21 protein-coding genes and 1 other RNA gene are annotated in these 24257 nt (G+C 64.0%); 9 read left to right on the top strand and 13 right to left on the bottom strand.

Translation table 11 applies throughout. The annotated features are described in order from the left end of the window. Positions 1 to 851 precede the first annotated feature (851 nt). The 3 genes from RYH79_RS13270 to RYH79_RS13260 all read left to right on the top strand — a co-directional run bounded on the left by RYH79_RS13270 (position 852) and on the right by RYH79_RS13260 (position 3747). Positions 852 to 1265, top strand: coding sequence for a histone H1-like repetitive region-containing protein (locus RYH79_RS13270; protein ID WP_370900892.1), 414 nt, complete (start codon positions 852 to 854; stop codon positions 1263 to 1265). Further along, the gene (locus RYH79_RS13265) at positions 1196 to 2062 is read left to right on the top strand and encodes a DUF2206 domain-containing protein (protein WP_370900890.1); all 867 of its coding nucleotides are present in this window, start codon (positions 1196 to 1198) and stop codon (positions 2060 to 2062) included. The genes RYH79_RS13270 and RYH79_RS13265 overlap by 70 nt, the downstream gene beginning before the upstream one ends. Before the next feature lie 533 nt (positions 2063 to 2595). Beyond that, entirely contained in the window at positions 2596 to 3747 is a 1152-nt protein-coding gene (locus RYH79_RS13260; protein ID WP_370899891.1) for a hypothetical protein, read from the top strand. Between the two features lie 47 nt (positions 3748 to 3794). On the opposite strand, the gene RYH79_RS13255 is transcribed toward RYH79_RS13260, so the two are convergent. Further along, positions 3795 to 5195, bottom strand: a complete 1401-nt coding sequence (locus tag RYH79_RS13255) for a sulfatase-like hydrolase/transferase (RefSeq protein WP_370899889.1) — start codon at positions 5193 to 5195, stop codon at positions 3795 to 3797. A gap of 113 nt (positions 5196 to 5308) precedes the next feature. Between RYH79_RS13255 and RYH79_RS13250 the strand changes: the two genes are divergently transcribed. After that, the gene (locus tag RYH79_RS13250; RefSeq protein ID WP_370899887.1) at positions 5309 to 6916 is read left to right on the top strand and encodes a hypothetical protein; all 1608 of its coding nucleotides are present in this window, start codon (positions 5309 to 5311) and stop codon (positions 6914 to 6916) included. On the opposite strand, the gene RYH79_RS13245 is transcribed toward RYH79_RS13250, so the two are convergent. From RYH79_RS13245 to RYH79_RS13225, 5 genes are all read right to left on the bottom strand, one after another. Further along, a complete protein-coding gene (locus tag RYH79_RS13245) occupies positions 6899 to 7342 on the bottom strand; it encodes a hypothetical protein (RefSeq protein WP_370899885.1) in 444 nt (147 codons plus the stop codon). The genes RYH79_RS13250 and RYH79_RS13245 overlap by 18 nt on opposite strands. Positions 7343 to 7582: 240 nt before the next feature. Beyond that, a complete protein-coding gene (locus RYH79_RS13240; RefSeq protein WP_370899883.1) occupies positions 7583 to 8389 on the bottom strand; it encodes an undecaprenyl-diphosphate phosphatase in 807 nt (268 codons plus the stop codon). A 64-nt stretch (positions 8390 to 8453) separates the two neighbouring features. Continuing rightward, positions 8454 to 9809 (bottom strand): phosphoglucosamine mutase, encoded by a 1356-nt coding sequence (gene glmM / locus RYH79_RS13235; RefSeq protein WP_370899881.1) that lies wholly within the window; start codon positions 9807 to 9809, stop codon positions 8454 to 8456. Between the two features lie 68 nt (positions 9810 to 9877). Then, the gene (locus tag RYH79_RS13230) at positions 9878 to 11314 is read right to left on the bottom strand and encodes an oligosaccharide flippase family protein (protein WP_370899879.1); all 1437 of its coding nucleotides are present in this window, start codon (positions 11312 to 11314) and stop codon (positions 9878 to 9880) included. Further along, entirely contained in the window at positions 11314 to 12234 is a 921-nt protein-coding gene (locus RYH79_RS13225) for an alkaline phosphatase family protein (protein WP_370899877.1), read from the bottom strand. Before RYH79_RS13225 ends, RYH79_RS13230 begins: the two co-directional genes overlap by 1 nt. A gap of 154 nt (positions 12235 to 12388) precedes the next feature. Here RYH79_RS13225 and RYH79_RS13220 point away from each other — a divergent pair, with 154 nt between their 5' ends. The 3 genes from RYH79_RS13220 to RYH79_RS13210 are packed head-to-tail and all read left to right on the top strand — an operon-like array spanning position 12389 to position 15273. Beyond that, complete coding sequence (locus RYH79_RS13220) at positions 12389 to 13834, top strand: sulfatase (RefSeq protein ID WP_370899875.1); 1446 nt, start codon at positions 12389 to 12391, stop codon at positions 13832 to 13834. A gap of 45 nt (positions 13835 to 13879) precedes the next feature. Continuing rightward, the gene (locus RYH79_RS13215; protein ID WP_370899873.1) at positions 13880 to 14347 is read left to right on the top strand and encodes a hypothetical protein; all 468 of its coding nucleotides are present in this window, start codon (positions 13880 to 13882) and stop codon (positions 14345 to 14347) included. 53 nt (positions 14348 to 14400) lie between these two features. Beyond that, positions 14401 to 15273 carry an NHL repeat-containing protein gene (locus RYH79_RS13210; RefSeq protein WP_370899871.1) on the top strand — a complete coding sequence of 291 codons (873 nt, stop codon included), beginning with the start codon at positions 14401 to 14403 and terminating at the stop codon, positions 15271 to 15273. Here the strand turns inward: RYH79_RS13210 and RYH79_RS13205 are convergent. The 3 genes from RYH79_RS13205 to RYH79_RS13195 all read right to left on the bottom strand — a co-directional run bounded on the left by RYH79_RS13205 (position 15215) and on the right by RYH79_RS13195 (position 17893). Continuing rightward, the gene (locus RYH79_RS13205) at positions 15215 to 16258 is read right to left on the bottom strand and encodes a glycosyltransferase family 4 protein (protein WP_370899869.1); all 1044 of its coding nucleotides are present in this window, start codon (positions 16256 to 16258) and stop codon (positions 15215 to 15217) included. The two genes, RYH79_RS13210 and RYH79_RS13205, sit on opposite strands and share 59 nt — an antisense overlap. A gap of 57 nt (positions 16259 to 16315) precedes the next feature. Further along, positions 16316 to 16897 carry a glycosyltransferase family 2 protein gene (locus tag RYH79_RS13200; RefSeq protein WP_370899867.1) on the bottom strand — a complete coding sequence of 194 codons (582 nt, stop codon included), beginning with the start codon at positions 16895 to 16897 and terminating at the stop codon, positions 16316 to 16318. Between the two features lie 75 nt (positions 16898 to 16972). Further along, positions 16973 to 17893, bottom strand: a complete 921-nt coding sequence (locus RYH79_RS13195; RefSeq protein ID WP_370899865.1) for a hypothetical protein — start codon at positions 17891 to 17893, stop codon at positions 16973 to 16975. A 307-nt stretch (positions 17894 to 18200) separates the two neighbouring features. On the opposite strand from RYH79_RS13195, the gene RYH79_RS13190 reads away from it, so the two are divergent. Together RYH79_RS13190 and artA are read left to right on the top strand one after the other, a co-directional pair. Continuing rightward, a complete protein-coding gene (locus RYH79_RS13190) occupies positions 18201 to 20702 on the top strand; it encodes a DUF7827 domain-containing protein (RefSeq protein ID WP_370899863.1) in 2502 nt (833 codons plus the stop codon). Between the two features lie 134 nt (positions 20703 to 20836). Further along, positions 20837 to 21805, top strand: a complete 969-nt coding sequence (gene artA / locus RYH79_RS13185) for an archaeosortase A (protein WP_370899861.1) — start codon at positions 20837 to 20839, stop codon at positions 21803 to 21805. A gap of 18 nt (positions 21806 to 21823) precedes the next feature. Here the strand turns inward: artA and dph5 are convergent, their stop codons facing one another. The 4 genes from dph5 to RYH79_RS13165 all read right to left on the bottom strand — a co-directional run bounded on the left by dph5 (position 21824) and on the right by RYH79_RS13165 (position 24251). Continuing rightward, positions 21824 to 22630: a diphthine synthase gene (dph5, locus tag RYH79_RS13180; RefSeq protein ID WP_370899859.1), complete on the bottom strand. Its 807-nt coding sequence runs from the start codon at positions 22628 to 22630 to the stop codon at positions 21824 to 21826. A gap of 480 nt (positions 22631 to 23110) precedes the next feature. Continuing rightward, positions 23111 to 23392, bottom strand: a complete 282-nt coding sequence (locus RYH79_RS13175) for a DUF7111 family protein (RefSeq protein ID WP_370899857.1) — start codon at positions 23390 to 23392, stop codon at positions 23111 to 23113. Between the two features lie 58 nt (positions 23393 to 23450). Beyond that, positions 23451 to 23764, bottom strand: an RNA gene (ffs, locus tag RYH79_RS13170) — signal recognition particle sRNA. Between the two features lie 79 nt (positions 23765 to 23843). Beyond that, a complete protein-coding gene (locus RYH79_RS13165) occupies positions 23844 to 24251 on the bottom strand; it encodes a DUF7548 family protein (protein WP_370899855.1) in 408 nt (135 codons plus the stop codon). Between the last annotated feature and the right edge of the window lie 6 nt (positions 24252 to 24257).

The raw sequence follows: 24257 nt of genomic DNA, 5'->3' as shown, positions 1-24257 counted from the left end.
ACTCCTGTACACGACCGGCCAGCGCGTCGGCGTGTACGCGACGCTCGCCGTCGCCGCATTGTACGTGATCTACTTCGCGGTCGCGGACGACGTTCCGACAGGGGCGTACCCGCTCGCGATCTTCGCGATCGGCGTCGGGATGGCACTCCTTCACGGACTGCGCTCTCCGTTCCTCAGTTCGAACGGTGATCTTGGCTTCGAGTACTACCTGTTCAGAACGGTAGTCGACCAGGGCGGGTGGAATCCGGTGCGGTTCACCAGTGGACAGTTCTGGGAGCGGTTCAACGGGCTGCTCAGTATCACTGTGATCCCAGCCTCGTTGCATCTCGTCTCCGGCCTGGACGAGTACGTGTACAAACTCGTGTACCGGGTGTTCGAGGCGTCTATTCCGCTCTCGGTGTTCCTGTTGTTCCGGGACCGGCTGGGTGACCGACGAGCCTTCCTCGCGGCGGCCTTCCTCCCGTTCCAGTTCGTGTACGTCACGCTCCTCGGGACAGTCGTTCGGACCCTCCTCGCGTTCGTGTTCATGTTTGTTGCCTTCGTCTGTCTGTTCGACGACGGACTCACCGACCGACAGCGGTGGGGACTGTTCGTCGTTTTCGCCGCCGCCGTGGTGGTGAGTCACTACACCTCGGCGCTGATCCTCCTCGCTATTCTCGGGTTCGGCGAGGTCTGGAAACTCCTCCTCGGCGACCGAGAGTCACTCGTGACAGAGCTCCGACGTATCACACCCGCTCGGACGAGTATGATGGCGATCGGTATCGTGACAATCGCGTGGTACGTTGTCGTCTCCCCGTCGATCTTCTTCGACATCGTGGAAGGAATCCAGCAACTCGGGAAGGGGTTCCAGAGTGCCTCAGCGAGTGACTTCCAGCCAGAGGCGGGAGCGACTCCGACCCCAACCGACTCACAACCGCCGGGCACACCGAGTGGCGAGACGGGCGGTGGCGAGACGGGTGGTGGCGAGACGGGCGGTGGCGAGACGGGTGGTGGCGAGACGGGCGGTGGCGAGACGGGCGGTGGCGAGACGGGTGGTGGCGAGACGGGCGGTGGCGAGACGGGTGGTGGCGAGACGGGTGGTGGCGAGACGGGCGGTGGCGAGACGGGTGGTGGCGAGACGGGCGGTGGCGAGACGGGTGGTGGCAAGTCCAACGACGGCACCGACGGATCGAACGACCGAGCCGGTACGTCTGTCGTGGACGAGGCACCAGGCCTCGGACTCGACGGGACAGCAGCGAGTAGCGGCGACGGCTTTCGGGGACTGATCCCGGGACTCGGACGCGCAGCCGCGGACACGGCGACGCGACTCGTCTACTACTCGACTATCGGGACGATGCTTCTCGGTGCGCTCGCGGTCGCTCGCAGCGCGCTCGGGTCGCAGCCGGTCGACGACAGAGTGCCGTACACGCTGGCCGCTGTCGGCGTCTTGGGCGTCTCGTTCGTCGTGACGCGAGTGTACACCGGCTACGGTCCGTTCCGGGCGTACTTCCAGACACTGGCGTTCCTCGCACCCGCGTTCGTCGTGGGTGTCGGTGCTCTGGTCGGTGGTGTCGAACGAGTTCGGCACCAGTTCGGCGGTATCCCAGTACCGAGCGCTAACACTCTCGTCGCCGTCTTCCTCGTCGTCCAACTCGTCGCCGGGACGTACGGGATCTTCCAGCTGTTCGGTGTTCCGTACGGCGAAGTGATGAACGACGAGGGAGAGCGGTTCGAGACGAGTGTGACCCAAGCCGAGGAACGCGCCGCCGCACAGTGGGTGTGCGCGAACGGGGGCGACGATCCGATCTGGGCGGACTACTACGGCGAACACATCGTCGCGGCGTGTGATTCCCCCGACGCACGAGATGGGTTGGGGATCGACGGCCCGAGCGACAGGAACATCCGAGGGTACGTGTATCTCCGGTGTGACAACACGCGAACGGGTGAACTCTCGACCAAGTTCCAGGGTAAGGTTCCGACCACAGAGATACAGTCGACACTCCTGAACAGGAGCCGCGTCTACTCAAACGGGTGCTCCAGCATTTATATAGACTATTCAACGAGCGAGGCGAGGGGCAGCTAGTGAAACTCATACAAAAAACAAACTTTATTATATATAGAGTTAGAAAAAGTTCTAATATAAGTCAATAAAAAGACTTAATGCTTCGTATGAGTATGCTCGGCACGCCCAACCATTGGAAACATGAAAACCAGAAACGAACTTAACATAAAAGAGTACATTGTTTTGTTATTTTTCCTTTTTCTCCTATTATATTTATGCGTGGTCACTTTTTTCACCCTGGTCTGCCATTTGGCGGAGACGGAATTAGTAATATGTATCCGATAATACATGCTCGCCACTCACTCGCTAACGGGGACCTCCCGATATACACAGATCTTTGGTACGGTGGACAGTATCAATTTGTTAATCCTCTTTGGAAAGGATTCGATCCACCGATATGGCCACTTTATATTCCAAATGTCCCGATAGCCCCTTATCTAAAAGTTTTGCTTTCCATACACTATATTGTCCCAGGAGTAGTATCTTATTATTTCGCTAAAAAGCGGACTGAATGGTACCTTGCGCTTCCAATCGCTATTATTTGGACATCTCCCATGGCTCTGTTCGATGGGCACATCGAGAAAACGCTCGCTTATCCATGGGTTGTGCTTGCAATCCATCAAGTAACTCCACTAAGGCTGCGTAACTACCCACACATGAGTGGGGTTCTCTTTGGACTATGCATGTCTGTAGTACTATTTGTTGGGGGTATATATCACAGCTTTTATTCTTTGTGTGTGGCAGCTCCTATAATACTAATTACTAAAAATAAACCATTTATTATTGGGGCTGCTAAAGCATCTATAATTTCTTTTCCTAAAATTATACTAAGTATACTACCCGTTGTGATTGGAGGTGCTGAACGCCCGCAGGTTAGTAGTGGCATATCTGGTCTAGAAATCGTTGGAAATCTCATCCCAGTGTCTGATGCTATTTATTATGAAGCATACGCAGGTGTGGGATTTACTATTCCTTTACTCGCTGCATTCGGACTATGGATAGCAATCTCCTCGTCCGATAGCTTCCGCCTGAAGTGGGGGATTGGTGTGCTAGTATCTATCTTTATCGGCACCCAGCTCGCTAGTGGTGAATCATCATTAATATATCACTTACCGGTTGTTGACTCATTTCGAGTAGCAGCCCGCGCGACAATAGTCATCGCACTTTCCATTCTCTTGCTAGTTTTCAATTTAATTTCCTCTAATAGATATAAAAAAAGAAGCACAAAAATAGTAGTCGCTGTATTCTTGATACTTGGTGCTACACATGCCATGGTTGTCTGGGCTGGCCCTGCAAGCTATGGAAGTGCCGTTCAACCTGAGGAAGCCCCTCCGATAGGAGAGTCAATAAAACAGCATGGATGCGATTCTGTCTGGTTGGAGATGCATAACTATCAGAACAGAGCCGAGCAGATCCCATATAAGCACGAAATTGGATACCAGATAATGAAGAGAGGGATCTCAATGAGATCTGTATATTATGGTAGAATAGGACAAGAGTATACCGCGACCAGACAAGGGCATCCAACTTTTGATGTACTTCTTTCTGGATCCAAGCTACCCAAAAACACCACAGTGCGTCTGAGTGGGGGGTGGGGATATCCGTGGCGAGGAGAAATCAATACTTCGAGACTAGATATGATAAACAAGTATAACACCACTGAAGGAAAAATATATATATTCAACAAAAAGAGGATGTTAAAGTAGAGGTAGAAACGTGTGTATAACACGTATAGTACCGTGTTCTCATGTCTTCACTCTCGGTACCCGAGCCGTTCCAACCGTTCTTGCGTGGCTTGGTCAATATCGTCCCGACCGTCACCCGACACGGACGGGAAGTCGTCCTCGAATGCGGACTCCAGCACCGATCGATCGTGGGACTCGGGGAGTCCCGTTCGGTAGTCACTACCGTCTCCGGTGACGGCTTCACCGCCCTGCTGCCACTGAATCAGTTCCCCCTCCTCCGTCACGACTCCTCGCATCTGTACGTCCCACTCGGCAAGCTTCGACTCGATGTCGGACTCGTTCAGATCGCTACTCTGGATTGTCCCGACACCCATCGTCTCGAACGGCGACAGTTCCCGCCAGAGGTGTGGTGTCTCCCCTCGAGAGAGGGCGACGAGGAGTCTCCCGAGGTCCAGATGCGAGAACAGCTCTTGTTCGATGTCGTCGTATCCCTCTGGGGCGTTGACGATAGCCATCGGGACGTTCAACAGCGAGTCGGTGAACCGATTGCAGTACACGTGCCCCCACTGGTGCCACTCGCTGGCGTACCCGAGGTTGTCTCCGTGGTCGGCCGTCAGGACGACCGTCGTCTCTCTATCCGTCTGCTCGTCCAACACGTCGATCACACGGTCCACGATGCGGTCGACGTAGTCGACGGCAGCCTGGTACAGCGACCGGTAGTTGTCGACGGCGGCGGGGACCGCTTGCGGTCCCTCGTCGACGAAGTCGACGTTCGCGCTAGTCCACCCTCTCGGGACGGAGTAAAGATCCGAATCGAAGTGTAGCGCGTCGGTGAGCGGGGAGTGTGCGTCCATGACGTTGACGAAGCCGAAGAACGGTTCTCGGAACTCGAGCTCTTCAACCGACGAGAGGACCGCTTTCGCACCCCCGTCGAACGGGGTCGGGACCGGAAGTCGAGAGTTCTCGAGGATCTGTGATGTCAGTGCACCTACTCCGTTCGTGAGTGACCCGACGGGAGAGCTGCTGGTCACGGCTGCTCGAAGGAACGAGAGGTACAGCGACACACCCTCTCGGTCAGACTGTCTGACGAACTTCCGGAGGTCGATGGCGCTCGGGTACCGTACGCCGTCGTACACGTCGACGAACTCGTCGAACAGATCGTCGAAGCCGAACGACGAGTTTGCGTAGCCGTTCGCACTCACGCCCCAGGTGCTCTCCATCTCCATGCGGTTGAGGAACGTTCCGTAGTCGGGGAGTTCGTCGAACCTGATCGACCGGGAGAAGTTCCCGTGTTCGCTCGGCAAGTCCCCAGTGAACATACTCGCGTGACTCGGGACGCTCCAGGTACTCGCTGCCCACGCGTTGGTGAACCTGGTGTCTGCACGCGTCCCGAGTCGGTCGGCGACGGCTTCGAAAGTGTCTCGCCTCACCGTGTCGATGCAGACCAACACGACGTTCTGACTGGCCATGGTGGTTCGGATGTATTCGGGTATAAAAAAATCACTTGGGTGGCGACATACCGACCGGTTTTTAAACGCAGGGTACAAGGCAAAACCAGAATCTGACGGGGGACTAGTCTAGCATGAGAAAGTCTACGAAACAAGCGGCAAAACTGTATGGGGTGGCACTATTGGTTGTGACGGCTGGATTCGCCATCGGATTAGCAACAGCCCCTAATATCTCAACCAATAATGTGGCGGAATCGGATCAAAGAAATATCGTCGGTGTACAACAATCTGGAGAAATACATATTACGACTCAGTCGGGGGAACGCATTTGGAGCTATGGAAATGCAAGTGCCTACTTCGACGTAGATTCAGTTGACGAATCTTCTGTCTTGGCCGCTTTCACTAAAAAGTCACAGAAGTGTGGCGACTTTGACGCCCCGTGCACGAGAACTGGGTTCAGGATTATCGATACTGGATCAAGTGAAATCACCCACCAATGGACGTATCCTGTCCGAGATGAGTTCAACAGTGAAGTTCACGATGCAGACCTGCTCCCGTCCGGCAACGTGATTCTTGCAGACATGGAATATGAACGTATACTCATTGTAAATCCAAAAAGTGAATCTGTAGTTTGGAGATGGAATGCAAGTTCTTACTACACCCGACCTCCCAACCCTACACGGACTGATTGGCTCCACATTAACGATGTTGATAGGGTCGGACCAGACAGGTACATGGTGTCTGTCAGAAACAAGGATCAAATACTCATGATAAACAGGAACAAAACGGTTGTAGAAGTAATAAACAAAGACAGAGATCACTCTATTCTGTGGAGGCAACACAACCCACAGTGGCTCAACAACGACACTGTACTAGTTGCAGACAGTGAAAATAATAGAATAGTGGAACTAAAGAACAGTGATGGACAGTGGAACGTGTCTTGGAGCCTAACATCTGCGGGCGGTGTACCACTTGACTGGCCGAGAGATGCAGATCGGCTTGAAAACGGAAATACGCTGATTATGGACACCAACAACAACCGGGTAGTTGAGGTGTCCCGCGAGGGAGATGTCGTAGCATCGTATACGACTGGGAACTTCCCCTACGAAGTCGACAGGCTGCCTGGCGACGAGAACCTCGGCGGGCCCTCTATGCGACAGCAATCTGTAACGTCTGGATCGGAAATAGACCACGTTCCGGTTCTAACCCGATTGGTTGAGTGGTCGCGCCCAGTCCTGCCATTGCCATTTTGGGTAGGTGAAATCCAGTCATTCTCCGTACTCGTTGGTATATTATTGGTGGTTGTGGGAACCGAAAGGCTCCTGCAGCCGCTCTCAGCTCCTCTCTTAGGACACACGGTGGAACTGCGTGCCCGTGGTAAGTCCATTCTTGAGGTATTAGAAGCACAGACTACGGTTGGAGAGATACTGCTTGGGATTTATATCGTCCTGTTCAGCATCACGTCCGGGTCTCAAACCGGAATCAAACTCGGTGTAGGAATGGCACTACTTGTTGATGGGTGGCGGCGGACTAGAGGCAGAATAAGAATAGCAAATAAGAAATTCAATTTACCAGAAACAACTACACTGATTGGAAACGTAGTGATATCATCTGCTGCGGTGGTCGCCTCACTTGCGATACTGTACACTGGGGTTGTATTCCCTGGGTCGCTCTTACTCGACCTGGGGATATCCACGCTACTCATGACTCTTTCTATATCAGTGCTAAACTCTAATCAATAAATTTGTTTTTACCGCTGTAGCCCAGACTTTCTCCTCCGGTATCCGTGGTACCTCCACACGCTTGGCACCGTCACGCTCGATCTCGGGACCGTAACCGTTGAGCTGACGCTCGTCCGGAGCGATGGCTGACTCACTCGTAGCGGCGCCAGCGTCCTCGGAGCTCCCCCCCGTTGCGGTCTCACTGTTGGTGTTCCCCGCTTCTGCCGTCTCGTCGTCGCCAGCCTGTCGCAACGGTTCTGGCGGTTCGAAGAGACGGATCACCGCACGCCCCGCGCGGGTGTCTGCGGTCTGCACCGCCAGACGTTCGGCTGCGTCCGGCACTCGTTTCGGCGTCGATTCCTCCCAGTACGGCTGGCTCCGCTCGACGACGACGTCCAACAGCCGGACGAACGGCCCGACTGTGTACGTCTCTCGGGGATCGATCACGAGCACGGTCGCCTCCGGCTCAGCCGTGAGCCGGCGGTACAGACGCGACCACGGGCCCAGCCCGACAGCAGACGGAACTCGTCGGCCAGCCTCGACGACCCGGGGATCTCCGTCCGCTCGACCCGGTCTGATCCCCTTTGTTCACTCGCGTCAGACACCCTCACGTTCGCGGTCCGACTACCGCGTATTCAAACGCCCGATGCTGATAACTGGTGGCGGCGAACCCGTCCTGGCCACCTCTCAGACGACTAGTACCACTCCCCCCACCACAGCCAACCCACCGAGCCCGACACACACCGCCCAGAACGCCACCCGCTCGACCACGCGCAGGAGTGCGTCGATGGTCGCGTAGCCGACGACGGCCGCGACACCCAACGCGACGACGGCCGCCGTCGGCGCCGCCGCGAGCCCGGTGTCCGTGTACGCCAACACGCCCGCGCCGAGCGCGGCCGGGATCGACAACAGGAACGACAGTTCGAACGAGCGTGACTCCTCGTAGCCGCGCAACAGGAGGAGGCCGGTCGTCGTCCCGGAGCGAGACACGCCCGGGAGGATCGCCAGCCCCTGGCCGGCACCGACCAGGACGGCGTCGGCGAGGCTGGGCGTCGTCCGTGTCTCGGCCGCGCGGTCTGCCGACAGCCGTTGGAACAGGCCGGTCCCGACGAGCAACACGCCGACGGCGACGACGAACAGCCCGCCGCCGGTCTCGGAGACCAGCCCGATCACGGTCTGGTAGGCGCCGATCCCGACGACGCCGGAGGCGACGGTTGCGACGGCGAGAAAGCCGAGTGTGGCGTCGTCGCCGTCGCCGCCGGGGCGCCACGACGGCAGCGCTCCCAACAGCCCGGCGATCCGCTCGCGGTAGTAGACGGCCGCCGACAACGCGGTCCCGAGGTGGAGGAACAACGCGAACGCGACGGCCTCCTCGGGCGACCGGCCGAGGAGCGACAACGCGAGCGCGACGTTCCCCTCGCTGGAGATCGGCAGCCACTCGAAGACCCCCTGGACGACGCCGACGACGACCGCGACGAGGAGCGCTCGGTCCATCTCACCCGGACGGACGGCCGCCGGCACTTGAAGCCCGTCGAATCCGACCGCCGCCGTCGACGGCTCACTCCGCGGCCGTCTCCCTGGCGTCGTCCACGAGGGCAGTCGCGGTCGCCAGGAGGGCGTCGGCGTCGGCGGCCGTGCGCGCCTCGGCGGTGACACGCACGAGCGGCTGGGTGCCGCTGGCCCGCACGAGAAACCAGCCGTTCTCGGTCCCCACCCGGACGCCGTCCAGTCGGTCGACGTCGTCGGCCGGGTACCGGTCGGTGACCCGGTCGGCGACCGCGTCGACGACGGCCGTCTTCCGGTCGGTCTCGACGTTCTCCCGCCGGATGGGGTAGGAGTCGACCGTCGCGGCCAGCTCCGACAACGGCCCCTCACGGGCGACGAGCGCGACCAGCCGGCAGGCGGCGAGCGGGCCGTCCGGACACCGGGTCTCGTCGGGCCAGATCCACGCGCCGGACGGCTCACCGCCGAAGACGACCCCCTCGCGTGCTGTCGCGGCGGCGACGTACACGTCACCGACCGGCGTCCGGGTGACGGCGGCGTCCTGCTCGGCGAGCGTGTCGGCGACCGCCAGACTCGTGTCTACCGGGACGGCGACCGTGTCGCCGGCCGTCGCCGCCGCGTGGGCGAACACGGCCAGCGTGTCGTCACCCGAGAGGAACGCTCCGGTCTCGTCGACGGCCCGCATCCGGTCGGCGTCGCCGTCGTGGGCGACCCCGACGGTCGCGTCCGACGACGCGACGGCCGTCTGGAGCAGTTCACAGTTCTCTGCCGTCGGCTCGCTGGGCCGCCCGGGGAAGCGACCGTCCGGCTGGCCGTTCAGCGTCTGGACGGCACATCCGAGCGCGTCCAGTGCTGCCGCCGTGACCTGCCCGGTGCCGTTGCCGATGTCGACGACAACCGTCTCCGACAACGGCTCCGGCTCCCCGCCGAACAGCTCCCGGGCGTGCGCGACGAGTGCCCGTCGGTGGTCGGCGGTCGCCTCGCGGTCGCGCCGGCGGTCGCCGAACTCGTCCCAGGCGGCGAACTCGTAGTCGTCGTCCGCGACGCGGGCGGCGACCGCCTCGCGTTCCGACTCGCCGAACGCCCGGCCGTCCGGCCGCCACAGCTTCAGGCCGTTGTCCGGCGCCGGGTTGTGGGAGGCGGTGACGGCGACGCCGGCGTCGGCGTCCCGGGTCCCGACGGCGCGCGCGACGGTCGGTGTCGCGGCCAGCCCGAGGTCGATCACGTCACCGCCACACTCCCGGACGCCGGCCGCGAGCGCGTCGACGAGCGCCGGCCCGGTCTCGCGGGGGTCACGGCCGACGACGACGGTCTCGTGGCCACACGACGGGAGGGCGCGCCCGACGGAGAGGGCGGTGGCTGCGGTGAGTTCGTCGCCGACCGGGCCGCGGACGCCGCTTGTTCCGAACACCGTCGATGCTACCGGTGGCTCCAGGTAAAATCCCTCGGAGCCGAGTCCTCGACGACACGCTCACCGACTCACCCCCGTGCGTCGGCGTACACGGAACGGAGTGTGAGCCGGAGCTCCGGGCTGATCCCGAGCAGCGTTCCGAGGTAGACGACGGCGCCACACGCGACGAGTGCGACCAGTGCCGGCCACCCGGTGACGGCCACGAGCCTGCGCAGCCCGACGAGCACGACACACATCACCAGACCGGCCGTCACCTGCTTGGCCAACGGCCGCGACAGGAGGTCGGCGTCGGGGACGAGCGACCGGAGCCGGCGCGCGAACACGACGAGCCGTCCCGTCTCCGCGAGCACGGTCGCGGCGACGACGCCGACACCGCCGACGGTGTACACCAGCGCGACCCCGACGACTACGTTCCCCAGGAGGGTCGCGGTACTCACCCGTGCCTCGACGTCCGGTCTGTCTAACCCTCCGAGCGCGTGCTGGTAGATGACGACCTGTGAGTGGAGGAGGTTGTACAGTGCCAGCCCGACCAGGTACACGCCCGTCTCGGCGAAACCAGAGCCGAACACCGTCACCATCAGCGCGTCTGGCAGCGCGAGTGCGCCGAAGAAGACGGGGACGGCAAACAGGCTGGCGTACGAGACACTGTTTGTCACGTCGCTGCCCGCCGTTCCGCCCTCAGACAACTGACTCGACAGCTTCGGTGTCAGGCCGGCGCCGACGACGTTCGCGAGGAACACGCCCGGGACCGCGAGACTGAACGCGGCCTTGTAGTAGCCGGACACCGCCTGACCGAGAACGAGGTTCAACAACAGGATGTCGAACTGGTCGTACGCCTTTCCGACCAGTGTCCCGAGGGCGCTGTGCCGTGCGAACGCCCACACGGAACGGAGCGTGTCGACGGAGGGGAGACTGACGCTCGGCCGGACGAACCACAGCCCGACCGGGACCGCGGCCAGGGTCGCGCCCGCGAGCCCGTACCCCAGACCGGCGGCGCCCGTCCCGAGCAGGACGAACCCGATCTGTGCCGGCAGCGTGAGCACCGACCGAAGCGTGTCGTTCCACGTCTGCAGTCCGATCAGTCCCTCCGACCCGAGAAGCTTCTGCACCAGTGCGAACCCGCTCAGTGCGGCCAACAGGAGCACGAACACGACCCAGGCGCCCTCGAAGCCGGCGACTGACCGCAGCCGACCGCGGACCGCGTAGCTGCCGGCGGCGAGAACGGTGACGACCACCGCCACCCCGACGACGCCCGCTCCGACCACCTCCGCTCCGGCCGCACCCGACTCTGACCGGCGTTTCTCGACGGCCTGGGCCACCCCTCTGGCGGGTCGGTCGGCGATCAGGACCACCGCCAGGAGCGAGTAGAACCCGCCGAAGCCGTCGGGCCCGAGCACTCTTGCGAACACGATCGTGCCGACGAACCCGAGGACAGCCTGTGTCATCTTCCCGGAGAACGCCTTCACGCTCTCCAGGCCGAAGTCCATCTCGCTCGCTCGACCCATCACTCCACGTAGCCGAGTTGACGAAGCTGTTCTTCGGGGAGGTCGAGTTCCGACTCCGTCCGTTCGGTGTCGTCGACGTGGTCTTCTACCCACGCTCGCACGTCGTGGACGTCCTCGGGGCGCGTCTCGAACGTGCTCGCGGAGAACGACCGCCAGGAGTGTGTCCCGTGTGGGTTCTGGCCGTCCGTCCAGGTCGTCTCCATCCCGTGGTCGCTGAGAACGAGCAGTTCGTCGTCTTCTGCCATCGCCTCACGGACGGCGTCGACCTCGGCGCCACACCACTCGTAGGCGCGCCGCATCCCCTCTCTGTCGTCGGAGTACGCGTGTCCGAGCGCGTCGAGGACGTGGATGTGTGCGGCCACCAACGAGGTGTCGTGGTTCAGCATCTCTCTGACCCAGCCGAACTGTTCTGCGGCGATGCCCCGCACCCGGCGCTCGTACTCCTCGCGTGGCATGTTGTCCTCGCCGCTCCGGATTCCCTCCTCGATCACGTCCCAGATTCGGTGAAGTTCCTCGTTTCGGTGGACTCCCGGCCAGTTGTGGACGACCCGCCCGGGCCCGTCGAAGAACGTCGGGTCGGTGACGGTCGCCATCTCCCAGGTCGCGTTCGTCACCTCCTCGACGATGTCTCCCAGTCGGTTGCGGGTGCTCATCTGGGTGTCGAACTTGTTGATCAGGCGTGATCCGAGCTCCACGACGGGGTTGCTCCACTCGCTCTCGCCGCCGCCGGTGATCCCGTGTTCTCGTGGGTGGAGACCGGTCGCAACTGTCGGCCACACCTCTCCGGTGTGTGGCCGGTCGTCGAACATGTGGGCGACAGACTCCATGTGGCCGTGTGACGTGAGCGAGAACGACCCGCCGCCGAAGTCGGCCGCGAGTTCGGTGTCGAGCGCGTCCAACGCGAGGACCACGAGTGTCATCGGCTGCTCGTAGCCGAGGGTCCCTCTTAGTGTCTCTGGATGGCCACTCCACCGTCTCGACCGCTCGGTCGTCGTCGCCAGGCGGAGTCGGGGCCGCTCTGTCGTCGACGCGACAGACACAAGGTGTATGTACGTGTCTGCCGTCCGGGCTCGTGTGAAACCGAACGTCCTCTTGGTCGTGCTCGACAGTGTCCGTGCCGGCAACACGAGCCTCTACGGCCACGAGCACGAGACGACCCCGTTTCTGGAGTCGTTCGCCGAGACGGGAGTCGTCTACGACCAGGCACGCTCTCCGGGGACGTGGAGCCTCCCGAGTCACACCAGTATGTTCACTGGGTACGACGTAGTCGAACACGGGCTGACCCGTGCGGAGTACGCCATCGAGCCTGGGCACACGGTCTTCGAGCGGCTCGCGGACGAGGAGGGGTACCGCACCGGCGTCTTCTCCGAGAACACCTGGATCACCGACATGGCAGTCGGGCTGAAGGACGCCTTCGACACGGTGGAAGGCGCCCGTAACCTCCCGTACCCGGACGCCATCGACCCGAGTAACTTCGTTCTCTCCGAAGGACAAGGGCAGTACGCGGCGTACCTCCGCCGGTGCCTCGAGGACGATCACCCCGTCCAGTCGCTGGCGAACGGTGTCGTAACGAAACTCGCGTGGGACTACCCGCAGTACCTCCCGGACGCTCTGAGCGCCAGCACGCCGGCGTCGGTCTACACCGATCTGTTGTTGGACTGGGTCGACGGGACGAGTGGTCCGTGGGCCGCCTGTGTCAACTTCATGGACGCCCACCTCCCGTACGAGCCGGCGGCACCCGACGACCAGTGGGGCGGTGACCGACTGCGTGACCTCCAGGACAGCATGGGTGACCAGGTGTGGGAGTTCAACGGCGGTCGACGGCCCTGGTGGCAACGACGCGCCTTAGAAGGGCTGTACGACGGGACGATTCACCAGATGGACGCGCAGCTTCGACGGCTGATCGGGGCGCTCTCGGAGCGTGGTGAACTGGACGACACGCTCGTGGTCGTCACTGCCGACCACGGTGAGGGGTTCGGCGAGCAGAGTCGCGTCCGTCCCGGCGCACGGGTCGCCGCCCACGGCGCGGGCATCCACGAGGCGTTGCTGCACGTTCCGCTCGTCGTCCGGCCACCGGGGGGTGCCGACGGGCGACGGATTGCGTCCCCGGCCACGCTCACTCGGTTCCCGACTGCCGTCGAACGGTCGCTGGACGGCGACTGGACGGCGGAGACGTTCTGTCCCGACGGTCCGGTCGTCGCCTCCTCACACGGACTCGAAGAGCCGATGGAGGAACGCGCCAGCCGGTACTGCGAGGACCTGTGGCGGTTCAACGGTGACGCACGTGCCGTCTACCGTGACGACGGTGACGCCGTACAGAAGGACGTGACCTGGCGTTCGGAGGCGGCGACGGTGCGATGTTGGGACGCGAAGACGAGTCGGGCGACGAGAGTCGACGACGCCGCCGACCGCGTTGCGACCGCCTTCGAGAGTCGCCAGTCTCGGGGTGTCCGGCTGTCGGACACCGGCTCCGTCGACCGAGCGACCCAGCGCCGCCTGGAAGAGCTCGGTTACGCCTGATCTAACCCGAAACAGTGACGCACCGAAGGTCATCGTAACCGGACGATGAGACGGTCACTCCTGCGTGGGCTGTTCGTGGTCGTGCTGGTCGCGGCGGCGGTCCAGTTGAGCGTCGCCTCGCTCTCGTCGCCGAACATCGTCGACCGATACCAGGGGGCGAACGGGTCGGTGGTGGCGGAGACGGCACCGAACCCGACTGTTGTCTCGACATCGCCACGAGAGGGGGCGGACGCCTCCCTGTTCGTCGTCGGCAGCGACGGAGAAGTCGGCTACTACGAGGAACGGTACCGACAGTACTTCGATGTCGACCCCGTCCCCAGAACGACGGCGACTATCGAGTTCGTCGCCAGGACAGGAGCGTCGACCGTCCGACAGGGACCGGGCCGTGTGCCGACGCCGTCTTCGTTCGGGTTAACACCTCGACCGGGGAGCGAACAGTGTTCGAGCGGTTCGCCGCACAACGACGGGCCGACTGACACGACTTCGACCGCATCGACGACACCCACGTTCTGATCGCCGACATCAACAACCGTATCCGAATCTACGACACGGAACGGGAACTGACCGTGTGGTCGTACAAGTCCCGTGCGGACTACGACCGACGAGACGGTGGCACGTTCCTCCGCGACTGGACGCACCTGAACGACGTGGAGTGGCTCGGCGACAGCCGGATCGTGGCGAGTCCACGGAACGTAGATCAGGTCGTGGTCCTCGACAGGGACAGCGGGCTCGACGAGCCGTGGAGCCTCGGGACAGACGGCAATCACACTCGACTGTGCGAGCAACACAATCCGGACTACATCCTTCCGTCCCGTGGCGGCCCCGCAGTGATCGTCGCGGACTCCGAGAACAACCGTGTCGTCGAGTACGAACGCCGCGGCGGTGAGTGGACCCGGACGTGGTCGTGGCGCGACAGCCAGCCGAGCTGGCCGCGGGACGCAGACCGACTGCCGAACGGCCACACGCTGGTGACGGACTCCAACGGGACCCGGGTTCTCGAACTGAACACGGACGGCGAGGTGGTGTGGTCGACTCCGGTCGACACTCCCTACGAGGCGGAGCGACTCGGAACCGGCGAGGAGAGTGCGGGCGGTCCGGCGGCGTCACGGGCTGGACTGCGCGGCTCGTCGGCCGACGCGACCAGTGGCGCCGCTCTCGACCGCGGCGCCGACGCTCCCGTGACCTCACGGGTCGTGATCTGGATCAAGTCGCTCCTTCCGTCGCTCCTCGTCGACGGACTGTTGTTCGTGTTACCCGGGTGGATGTGGTCGACTGAACTACTCGTCGCAGCACTGGCCACCGCCTCCGTCGGATCGTGGGCGACGGCGGAGCTGTACTGTGCCGGCTACCGGTCCCGGGCACCGTCGGCGACCAACCGGGTCACTCCGACACGGACTGGTATACCCGCTCGTAGGACTGTGCAATCTCATTCCAGGTGAGTTGGCGACGGACGAGACGCCGAGCACGCTCGGCGAGTTCGTCTCGTCGCCGGACGACCGCTTCGAGCGCGCGGCGGTAGTCGTCGGCGTCACCGAACTCGAAGACCGCGCCGACGTCTTCTTCAGCGACGATGTCGGCAACCCCACACGTGTCTGCGGCGACGACTGGGGTCCCGGCCGCCATCGCCTCGACAGCCGTCAGGCCGAACCCCTCGAAGACGGACGGTATCACGAACACACTTGCCTCACTGTACGCGTCCACCAGCGCGTCTGGGGAGAGCGCCCCCTCCCAGCCGTCCGTGAGGTCGGTGACACGCTCCGTGTACGCCCGGTCACCGGACGGTCCAGCGAGCCGAAGCGAGTAGTCGTCAGGGGTGTTCTCGGCCACGAACTGCTGTTGTTTTCGCGGTTCGATTCGACCGACACACAACACCTGTTGCTCGTCGACGCAACGGTCCGGCGTCAGGAAGGCTTCGGAGACACCGACGGGGATCACACCGTCAGTGTCGAAGCCGAACCGTCGTGCGTCCGCCGCGTTTGACGGCGCCGTCGTGATCGTCTGTGACGCCCGCCGCGACGCGAGCCGCTTCGCCAGACGTTCGACGCGTGCCCCCTGGCGGAACCGCCAGGAGAACGTTCCCGGGAGCCTCCCCTCGACTTGTGCCACCATCCCGACGCTGTGAAGACTCAAGACGTCGAGCCCCGGAACGGGTCGCCACGCGTGGACGATATCGTAGTCGTGGGCCGTGAGAACCCGGTGTGTCTGGTACCCGAACTGAGCCAGCCGAGTGACGCCCGGCGGGGCAGTGACTGGGAGTACCGTGGCACTGGTGGCGACTGCCTGTGATGTCCCTTCGTCGGCGAGCACCTCGACGTCGTGTCCACGGACTGCGAGCGCCTCCGCCAGGCCGATAGTGGTTCGCTCGGGACCAGTGTGGATCTCACGGCCGGCGTCCGGCAGTGTCCCGACGAGACACACCCTCATACCTGGACGGAGGTGAGTCAGCGGGCATATGACTGTTGTTCTGGTGCCGCAGCGGGGTCATGCCCCGCCGGGGACACGTCGGAGTGCACGGGCGACGAGCCTCACAGCCACCGGACCGAACTGTCGTGGGTGTCTCCTCGTGAGGTACCACAGCCACTCTGCGTGTTCTGTCGTCGTCATCCCCTCTCCAGTGTCCTCGTCGTAGTGTGGAACGGCATCTCGATCGAGCTGTCGTACCGTCCCGCCGGCCCGTTCGACACGAATTGCGAAGTCCGTGTCTCCCCCGTGGTGACGGTGCTCGTCGAACCCGCCGACCCGCTCCCAGAGAGACCGGTGGAAGATCATGAGCCGTCCGATGATCCATCTGAGCGGCTCGAAGTCCGCCAGCCCAGCCAGCGTCGACCGGTCTCCCTCGTCGACGACACGGCGGACCGTCTCGGTGGGGAACTCGATGTCGTCGTCGGCGATCACGATCCAGTCGCGCTCGGCGGCCGCGACTCCGGCGTTGCGTGCCACGTTGAGGCCGTCGTCGCGCCTGACGAGCAACTCCGCCTCCTCGGGGATTGTGTCGGGAGTAGTCAGCTCCTCCCGAGCCGTCGGGACGACGACGGTCACGTCTTCGAGCGTTCGGTCGGACATCGTGTGTTCAACACTCTGTGGCCAGCGGCGACGGTTCACTCTGTCGTCGCGTCGGTAGCTGGCGCTCGAACGCGGTCAGACGTAGCCGAGACTCTCCAGGCGTTCCTCGGTGTCGGTCGTCGGCTCGGCGATCGACTCCGTCTCCTCCGGATGGTACTCCCCAGTGTCGGTCGCCGAGACCTCGGCCCAGGGCACCTCCCGGAGCGCCGGGACCGGAACGCCACACGGGTGGGCGTACACTCCGTACTCCCCGAACGCCTCACCGTGGTCTGCGGTGAGGACGACTGTCTCTGCGTCCACGTTCGACAGGAGTAGTTCGACATCGTCGAGGACGTACTCTAGGTTCGCCTCGTACGACGCCCACACGCGGTCGAAGTCGAGTTCACCCCGTCGAAGCCCATCCAACGGGGAGTGCCAGGTCTCGTCGAACGCCTGGAGTGAGATTCCCTCACCGACCGGATCGGGTGGAGACGGGAAGTGCGGCTGCATGTAGTGGACGACCAGTCGGTCGGGGTTGTCTCGCCGCATCGTCTCGATAGCCCGGTCGGTCAGCGCCCCGGGCGGAATCGTCCCGGCCCCTTCGTCCCACGCCGTTCGCCACAGCTCGTCGACCCGTCGGAGTCGCGTGTGGTCGAGCCGTCGGTCACTGAACGGGTTCCCGGTGACGTACACCGTCTCACCGACCGCCCGCTCGTGGTCACCGTGGAACGTCGCCGCGAGCCACTCGGGCGAACAGCTCGCCGGCGACCGGTGGACTCCCACTTCGCCGATCCAGTCGTACTTCTCGGCGACCGACCGGAGCACGTCGACCCGACAAGCGTCGAGAACGACCAGCACGTCCCAGTCGCGGTCGTACACCGACGATCCGGCCGGCGTGAGCGGAGCACCCCGCCTGAGTGCCCCCAGGTACAGTTCGTACAGACTCTCGCGTGCCCCGGAGGCGCCGTCGGTCGCAATCCGGTCGACCGTCTCCGCGATCCAGTCTCGCAGGCTCACACCGCCTTCGTGCGCGCGAACGGTGATAACTGACCCGGAACGAGTCGTCTCGCACGACCGCCACGGGCCGCCTGCGACGGGTTCGGCAGCCCTACCTCGCTAGCGTGCGACTCTCGTCTCCGGCCGTTCGTCTCAGGTGACATGTCGCCTGACGCACCGGTCGCATATCACAAAACACTTATAACAGACGTTCGCACAACATCGTACCCCTACCCATGGCAACAGCACTACGTCTGGGTCTCTCGTCGCGGTCGACCGTGACGGGGGAGACGTGTGTTGTCTGCCGCCCAACAACCCAATACGAACTATGACAGGTACACAGAAGAAGATCCGCGCGCTGTTCATGACAGCGCTGATGGTATTCAGCGTCTTCGCTGGTACCGTCGCGTTCTCTGGAGCAGCGGCTGCGGCGGCGAACGCGCCGGTCACCATCGACAAGGTGACACACTATCAAGACGAAACGGGAACCCCACAGCTCGAAGTGGTGGTAAACAACAGTGACGCAACGTTCAACTCCAGTTCGGAGATCGTCGTCGACTTCGACGACGGCAGCAATGTGACCTTCTCCGGCTCGGAGGTGGCGAACTTCTCCAACAGTGACGGTGCGCGGTTCACCGTCACTGACACTAGTCAGACGTACACCAACATCTCCGAGGTGTCGGTGAACAACCTGACGACCGGTGACAGTGTCGCACGCAGCGACACGACGGACTCCATCCAGGTGGCTCCGGTCGGAATCAACGCCAGTGAGGGTGCGGACGACTCTCTCGAAGCGTTCTCCGGGACGAACATCGCCGTCCTCACTAGTTCCGGTCAGACGTTCGACCTCACAGGCCCAGAAACCTCCCGGACGCGTGGTCCGTCCTCGCCTAGCCAGGTCTTCGTGCTCGACACGGACGACCTCTCGTCAGGCGAGTACCAATTCAACGACACCAGCGGCACGGACGACGCTGACGGCGACGCACAACTCCAGCTGAGTGACCTCGGTCTGGAGCTCCAGGACGTAACTTCGACGGACATCTTCCAGGACGAGGATGTCGACATCGAAGTTACGACCGACACCGTCGATCGTCCGCTGACGGTCGAGGTGCTGGACAGCGATGACGACGTCGTCGGAACGTACGGCGCCGCCGCCATCAACAACCAGGGTCTGGCCAACGTGGACAGCGTGTTCGATAAGGCTGGCCTCGCTACGCCGGACACAGGTAACTACACGATCCGCGTGACGGACGTCAACTCTGGCGTGTCCATCGAGACCGATACCGTCGTCGTGTCCCAGCGGCCGGACGCGGACGTCGGCTTCACGCAGAGCGAGTTCAGTGACCAGCGCGGTGACGTGATCGAGTTCACCGTCACGCTCGACCAGACCGACAACGCCGATGTCCAGTTCGGCTCCGACAGTGACGGTTACAACGTCACCTTCGGTGTCGAGGACAACGACGGCGACGGTGAGGTTACGGTCGCGTTCAACACGTACGAGTCTACGACCGGTAACGCTGGTGACGCGTTCAGCATCGTCACGGACGGTGACGACGACGATCCGGACACGTTCACCAGTGGTGAAACGCCGAACGAGACGAACGGCGTCTCGGACATCGTCGCGGCGACCACCTACGACATCCGTGTCGAGTCCGCAGCCGCAGAGGACCCGGCACTGGCAGCAGCAGTCGTCGAGCCGCGGACCCAGGGGACGCTGAACACCTGGATCGCGCCGGCCGGCGGTGCGCCTGCCGACCTCGAGGCTGTGAACGACGCCATCGGCAGTTCGATCACGGAAGACGGCCAGGTCGCGTCGGGTGACCTGATCGTCCTCCAGCTCGCGGACGTCGAGGGCATCGAGGGCCTGCTCGACGCCCAGGCTGAGAGCGGCGACACCTCTGCGTTCACGAACGCGACGAAGGGGACGAGCACGGGGAACATCTCCCTGACCCTGACGGAGCAGGACGTCGATCCGAACGACGTGGCCAGCACGTTCGACATCACGAACAACTCCAACGTGACCGGTGTCGTCTCGGACTCGGCCAACGACACCTACTACGTCGTGCTGGACTCCAGCAAGAGCGAGATCGCGGACGGTGAGTCCGAGGTCGTCTTCGGCATCGAGGCCGAGACCAACCGTGGTCTCGTCGCCGGTGACGAGGACGAGGAGATCAACAACACCGTCGACAAGGTCGACCCGTCGCTGGAGATCACGAAGTCGAACGTGACCGCCAGCGACGAGGCGACGGTCGAAGGTGAGACCAACTTCGCACCGGGCACGGAGTTCCGCGTGCGCCTCCAGACCACCGGGAACCCGAGCGAGCGCTTCATCGAGTCCTCGATCGTGACCGTCCAGCCGGACGGCACGTTCACGGGCACGTACGAGCTCGCCGATGCGGCCCCGGGTGACGAGTACGACATCACCATCGGCAACACGGACGCCAACATCGGCGACCTGCCGGCGACCTCGTTCGACGGCACCGTCGAGGCGGCACAGTCCACGCCGACCGCGACGGCGACGCCGACCATGGGCAACATGACCACGGCGACGCCGACCATGGGCAACATGACCACGGCAACGCCGACGCCGACCGCGACGCCGACGCCGACGCCGACCGCGACGCCGACGCCGACGCCGACCGCGACGCCGACGCCGACGCCGACCGCGACGCCGACGCCGACGGACTCGCCGACGCCGACCGCGACGGCGACGGAAGAGCCGACCGCGACGCCGACTGAGACCAGCGCCAGCACGCCCGGCTTCACGGCCGTGCTCGGTGTTGTCGCTCTGCTCGGTGCCGCACTCGTCGCGCTCCGCCGTCGGAACTGAACTAGCTAACGACGACTGATCGGCGGAACCGATCACGCGATTCGCGGTTCGCGGCTTTCTTTCGACGCCACCCTGTCAGCGGCGGCGCCGTCCAGACGACAAGGGCTTTACTCACAGACGGCCACACGACGAGTATGCCGAGCGCCCTCACCGACCTGTTCGCGTGGGCCGTCGTCGCGTCGTTCGCCGTCGCGGCCGCCGCGGAGTGGCGAGCGAGAGCGACGGGAGGATCGACCCGTCTCGCCAGACTGCTCGGCGCGGGGGCGTTCCTCGCGTTCGGCGGCTTCTGGCTCGTCTTGTTCCCCCACTTCGCGTTCACCCAGAAGAGCTACGTCGAGGGAGTTCTGTCGCTGGCGGCCGTGCCGGCCAGCGTGTACGCGGCCTGGCTGTTGTACGGCGGTCGAGACACGTTGTTCGTTCTCGGGCGGGCGATCGCGGCGATGGGGTTCGTCTACCTCCCGTTCGAGACGATCCCGGCGATTTCGGCGTTCGGGCTGGAGCTGCCGGCGCCGAAGCGGCTCCTGATCGAGACGGTCGCGGCTCAGACCGGGACGGCGATATCGCTGCTGGGGTACACGCCGGAGCTGTTGCGCGGCCCGAACGGCTACTGGAGTACGTACCTGTTCGTGACGCCGACGGGCCACCGACTGACGTTCACTGTCCTCCTGGCGTGTACGGGGCTGGGGAGCATGGCGATCTTCGTCGGGCTGGCGGCGGCGGTGCGGGCGCCGTTGGGTCGGAAGCTGCGTGCCATCGCAGTCGCCGTGCCGATCATCTGGGCGCTCAACATCGTCCGGACGACGTTCATCGGGATCGCGTTCGGCAAGCAGTACCTCCAGGTGTTCCCGGAGGTGGTGTTGACGCTGTTCGGCGCCTCGGACCCGTACAAGGTGAGCTTCTTCCTGTCGGACCGGGTCATCAGCCAGGTGTTGGCGGTGGTGGCGCTGATCGGTGTCACCTACCTCGTGCTCCGGGAGCTGCCGGAGGTGCTGACGGTGATCGAGGACGTGTTGTACATGGTGACCGACGAGGAGTACGACCTCGCCCGGGAACTGGACCTCCCGCGGGAGCCGGCGAGTGGCTCCGAGCGCGGTGCCGACTGACTGTCCCGGCCGTCACCACTACCGTCGGGCGTCGTCGACGACGGCCGCGGGGGCGTCGGCGAACGTCGTGAGCGCGTCGGCTTCGATCTCGTGGAGCTCGCCCGGGACGACGAGCGCGTGCAGCGGCGGACCGAAGTCGTCGTCGGCGAGTTCGGCGAGTCGGTCGGCAGCGAGTGTCGGGTCGGGCCCGCCGGCGCGAGCGACGGCGACGGCGAGCGCGTCGGGACGCCAGTCGTCGGCCAGCAGCTCGGCGGCGTAGTCGGCGGTCATGAACTGGTCACCGTCCGGGCCGACGGGGGAGGAGCCGGCGGCCTTCACGTCGAGGAACACGAGGGTGTGGAGCCCGCGTTCGCGGTTCGCCTCGATCCCCTCGCGGACGCTCTCGGGGACGCCGTCGCCGCCGTGGGCGTACGGGAACGGGAGGGTGACGGCGCGGCCGAAACGGTAGTTCTGGAGCCCGGTGAGCGACGCGACGGCGGACTCGGCGCTGACGCCGTGGTGGACGCGGGTGTCGACACCGCGGTCGGCAGCCCGGAGCCGGAGATCAGTGTGCGTGGTAGCGATCAGCGGGTCCCCCGGCGTGCAGAACACGACGTCGCCGTCGGCGGCGGCGTCGAGGATGGGTTCCGGGTCGCGTTCGACGCCGGCGCGGTCGCGGAGCTCGATCTCGACGCCGAGCGCGTCGGCGACGTCGTCGAGTTCGGCACCGACGAGGCGGCTCGTGTACGTCTCGGCGAACACCCGGTCGGCGGCCTGGAGCGCGTCGCGGCCGGCGACGGTGACGGATCGGTCGTCGTACAGTCCGAGTCCGACGAAAGTGAGCACACCGAGCGTGGGCCGAGCGGAGAGTTAGCGGTGTCGGTGTGGGACGGTGTGGAGGCGGGCGGACACGGCGCTCGGCCGAGAGTAGTCGGAGGCGGCGCGGAGTCGGAGGGACGACCCAAGATTGAAACTAGTCGGAGGCGGGGCGGAGCAGTGCGGTCGCGGAGCGGAGGTGGAGCGGCGCGGAGGCGGAGGGACGCGACCTCCGATTAAACTAGTCGGAGGCGGGGTGGAGCAGTGCGGTCGCGGAGCGGAGGTGGAGCGGCGCGGCCGCGGAGGGACGCGACCTCCGATTAAACTAGTCGGAGGCGGGGCGGAGCAGTGCGGTCGCAGAGCGGAGGTGGAGCGGCGCGGCCGCGGAGGGGCACTAGAATCGGGACGCGAGCGAGGGAGCGAAGCGACCGAGCGAGCGCCTTTTTGATCGAGCTTTTTTCCTCGGGTGGGCGCCGCAGGCGCCCACCCCGAGGAGTGAAAAAGGTCGGTTTACATCCCCATGTCTTCTGCTGCTTCGGGAACGGGCAGCTGTTTGGGCGAGACGGCAAGCAGTTCGGCGGCGTGGTCTAACGCCATGTCGAAGCCGTAGTAGCGTTCGAGTTCGTCGCCGTTGGCGGCCGGGCGGACTTTGAGCATGGCGTACCCTTCGCGGTTCTGGGCGACGGCGGCGGTGCGGCCGTCGCGCTCGAAGGTGAGCAGTCGCTCGGCGTCGGTCTCCTCGTAGTGGGCGGTGATGCCGTCGGACTCGGCGGTGACGGGTTCGTCTGTCACGAGAACGTCTACGGCGGCGACACAGTCGAAGCTTCCGCTCCGGAGTGAACGTCGATGAGTGTGGACGACCGGCGTTGCCCGGGAGTTCCCCCGGGGGGAGTCCCGGTTGCCTCCTCCGCCCCGCGACCCAACGAGCGACCGGCGTCCGGAGGTGGGCTGCTCGCTTCCGCGCCTGACCCGGTGGCTCCGACGAACCACGGGCACACACCCCTGCGGGTGTGCCACCGCGGTCCGCTGTCCCCGTCGGACGAGGTTTCCACGTCGGCTCCCGGGGCCCACGAGAGGCGTCCCGCACGCCGCCGGTGTTCGGTCCCCGCTGAAGACTACCTCGCGGGTAGTGGGCAGGGCCTAACTGCCCGACCTAGTCCGTGCCCAACTACTCCGGAGCCGCGTAAGTGCCTTTCGGACGAGTCGCGTCCCGACCGCGGTCCCGTCTGTGGGTTTCGACTGGCTACAACACGGCTCGGGCGTAGACGGCGCCCGCCGTGGGGACGAGCGCACTGGCGACGACGACGAGCCAGCGGTGGTACTCCATCCACTGGGCGGTGAACGAGTAGACGTTGTCGGCGTCGACGGAGACGGCCCACAGCACGGCGAACAGGAGGGCGGCGACGCCGCCGACGAGCGCGATCCCGGCGACCGTGTCCGGCGGCGTGCGGCGCTGACGCCCCGACAAGAAGACGACGACGAGCAACACGGCGAGGAAGGCGACGGCGCCGGCGCCCAGCGGCCCGCCGCTGTAGTACACTCCGAGCCCGGTGCCGGGCTCCGACAACAGGAGGTACGGCGCGGCCAGCAGTCCGAGGACGAGCAGGCAGACGGCGATCCCGGCCGTCGGGGCGGCGTCGGTCGTGTCCATACGCGG

The sequence above is a fragment of the Halobaculum sp. MBLA0143 genome (assembly GCF_041361465.1).
Lineage (GTDB): Archaea > Halobacteriota > Halobacteria > Halobacteriales > Haloferacaceae > JAHENP01.
Note: the sequence above shows the minus strand (reverse complement) of the source record. Positions and strands in the feature narration are given on the sequence as shown.

Bases quoted from the DNA above. Each gene is read 5' to 3' on its own strand.
- RYH79_RS13260 (WP_370899891.1), top strand. From the start codon at position 2,596: ATGGCTCTGTTCGATGGGCACATCGAGAAAACGCTCGCTTATCCATGG.
- RYH79_RS13250 (WP_370899887.1), top strand. From the start codon at position 5,309: ATGAGAAAGTCTACGAAACAAGCGGCAAAACTGTATGGGGTGGCACTA.
- RYH79_RS13225 (WP_370899877.1), bottom strand. From the start codon at position 12,234: ATGACACTCGTGGTCCTCGCGTTGGACGCGCTCGACACCGAACTCGCG.
- RYH79_RS13165 (WP_370899855.1), bottom strand. From the start codon at position 24,251: ATGGACACGACCGACGCCGCCCCGACGGCCGGGATCGCCGTCTGCCTG.
- RYH79_RS13255 (WP_370899889.1), bottom strand. From the start codon at position 5,195: ATGGCCAGTCAGAACGTCGTGTTGGTCTGCATCGACACGGTGAGGCGA.
- RYH79_RS13200 (WP_370899867.1), bottom strand. From the start codon at position 16,897: ATGTCCGACCGAACGCTCGAAGACGTGACCGTCGTCGTCCCGACGGCT.
- RYH79_RS13205 (WP_370899869.1), bottom strand. From the start codon at position 16,258: ATGAGGGTGTGTCTCGTCGGGACACTGCCGGACGCCGGCCGTGAGATC.
- RYH79_RS13215 (WP_370899873.1), top strand. From the start codon at position 13,880: ATGAGACGGTCACTCCTGCGTGGGCTGTTCGTGGTCGTGCTGGTCGCG.
- RYH79_RS13190 (WP_370899863.1), top strand. From the start codon at position 18,201: ATGACAGGTACACAGAAGAAGATCCGCGCGCTGTTCATGACAGCGCTG.
- RYH79_RS13230 (WP_370899879.1), bottom strand. From the start codon at position 11,314: ATGGGTCGAGCGAGCGAGATGGACTTCGGCCTGGAGAGCGTGAAGGCG.
- RYH79_RS13240 (WP_370899883.1), bottom strand. From the start codon at position 8,389: ATGGACCGAGCGCTCCTCGTCGCGGTCGTCGTCGGCGTCGTCCAGGGG.
- artA (WP_370899861.1), top strand. From the start codon at position 20,837: ATGCCGAGCGCCCTCACCGACCTGTTCGCGTGGGCCGTCGTCGCGTCG.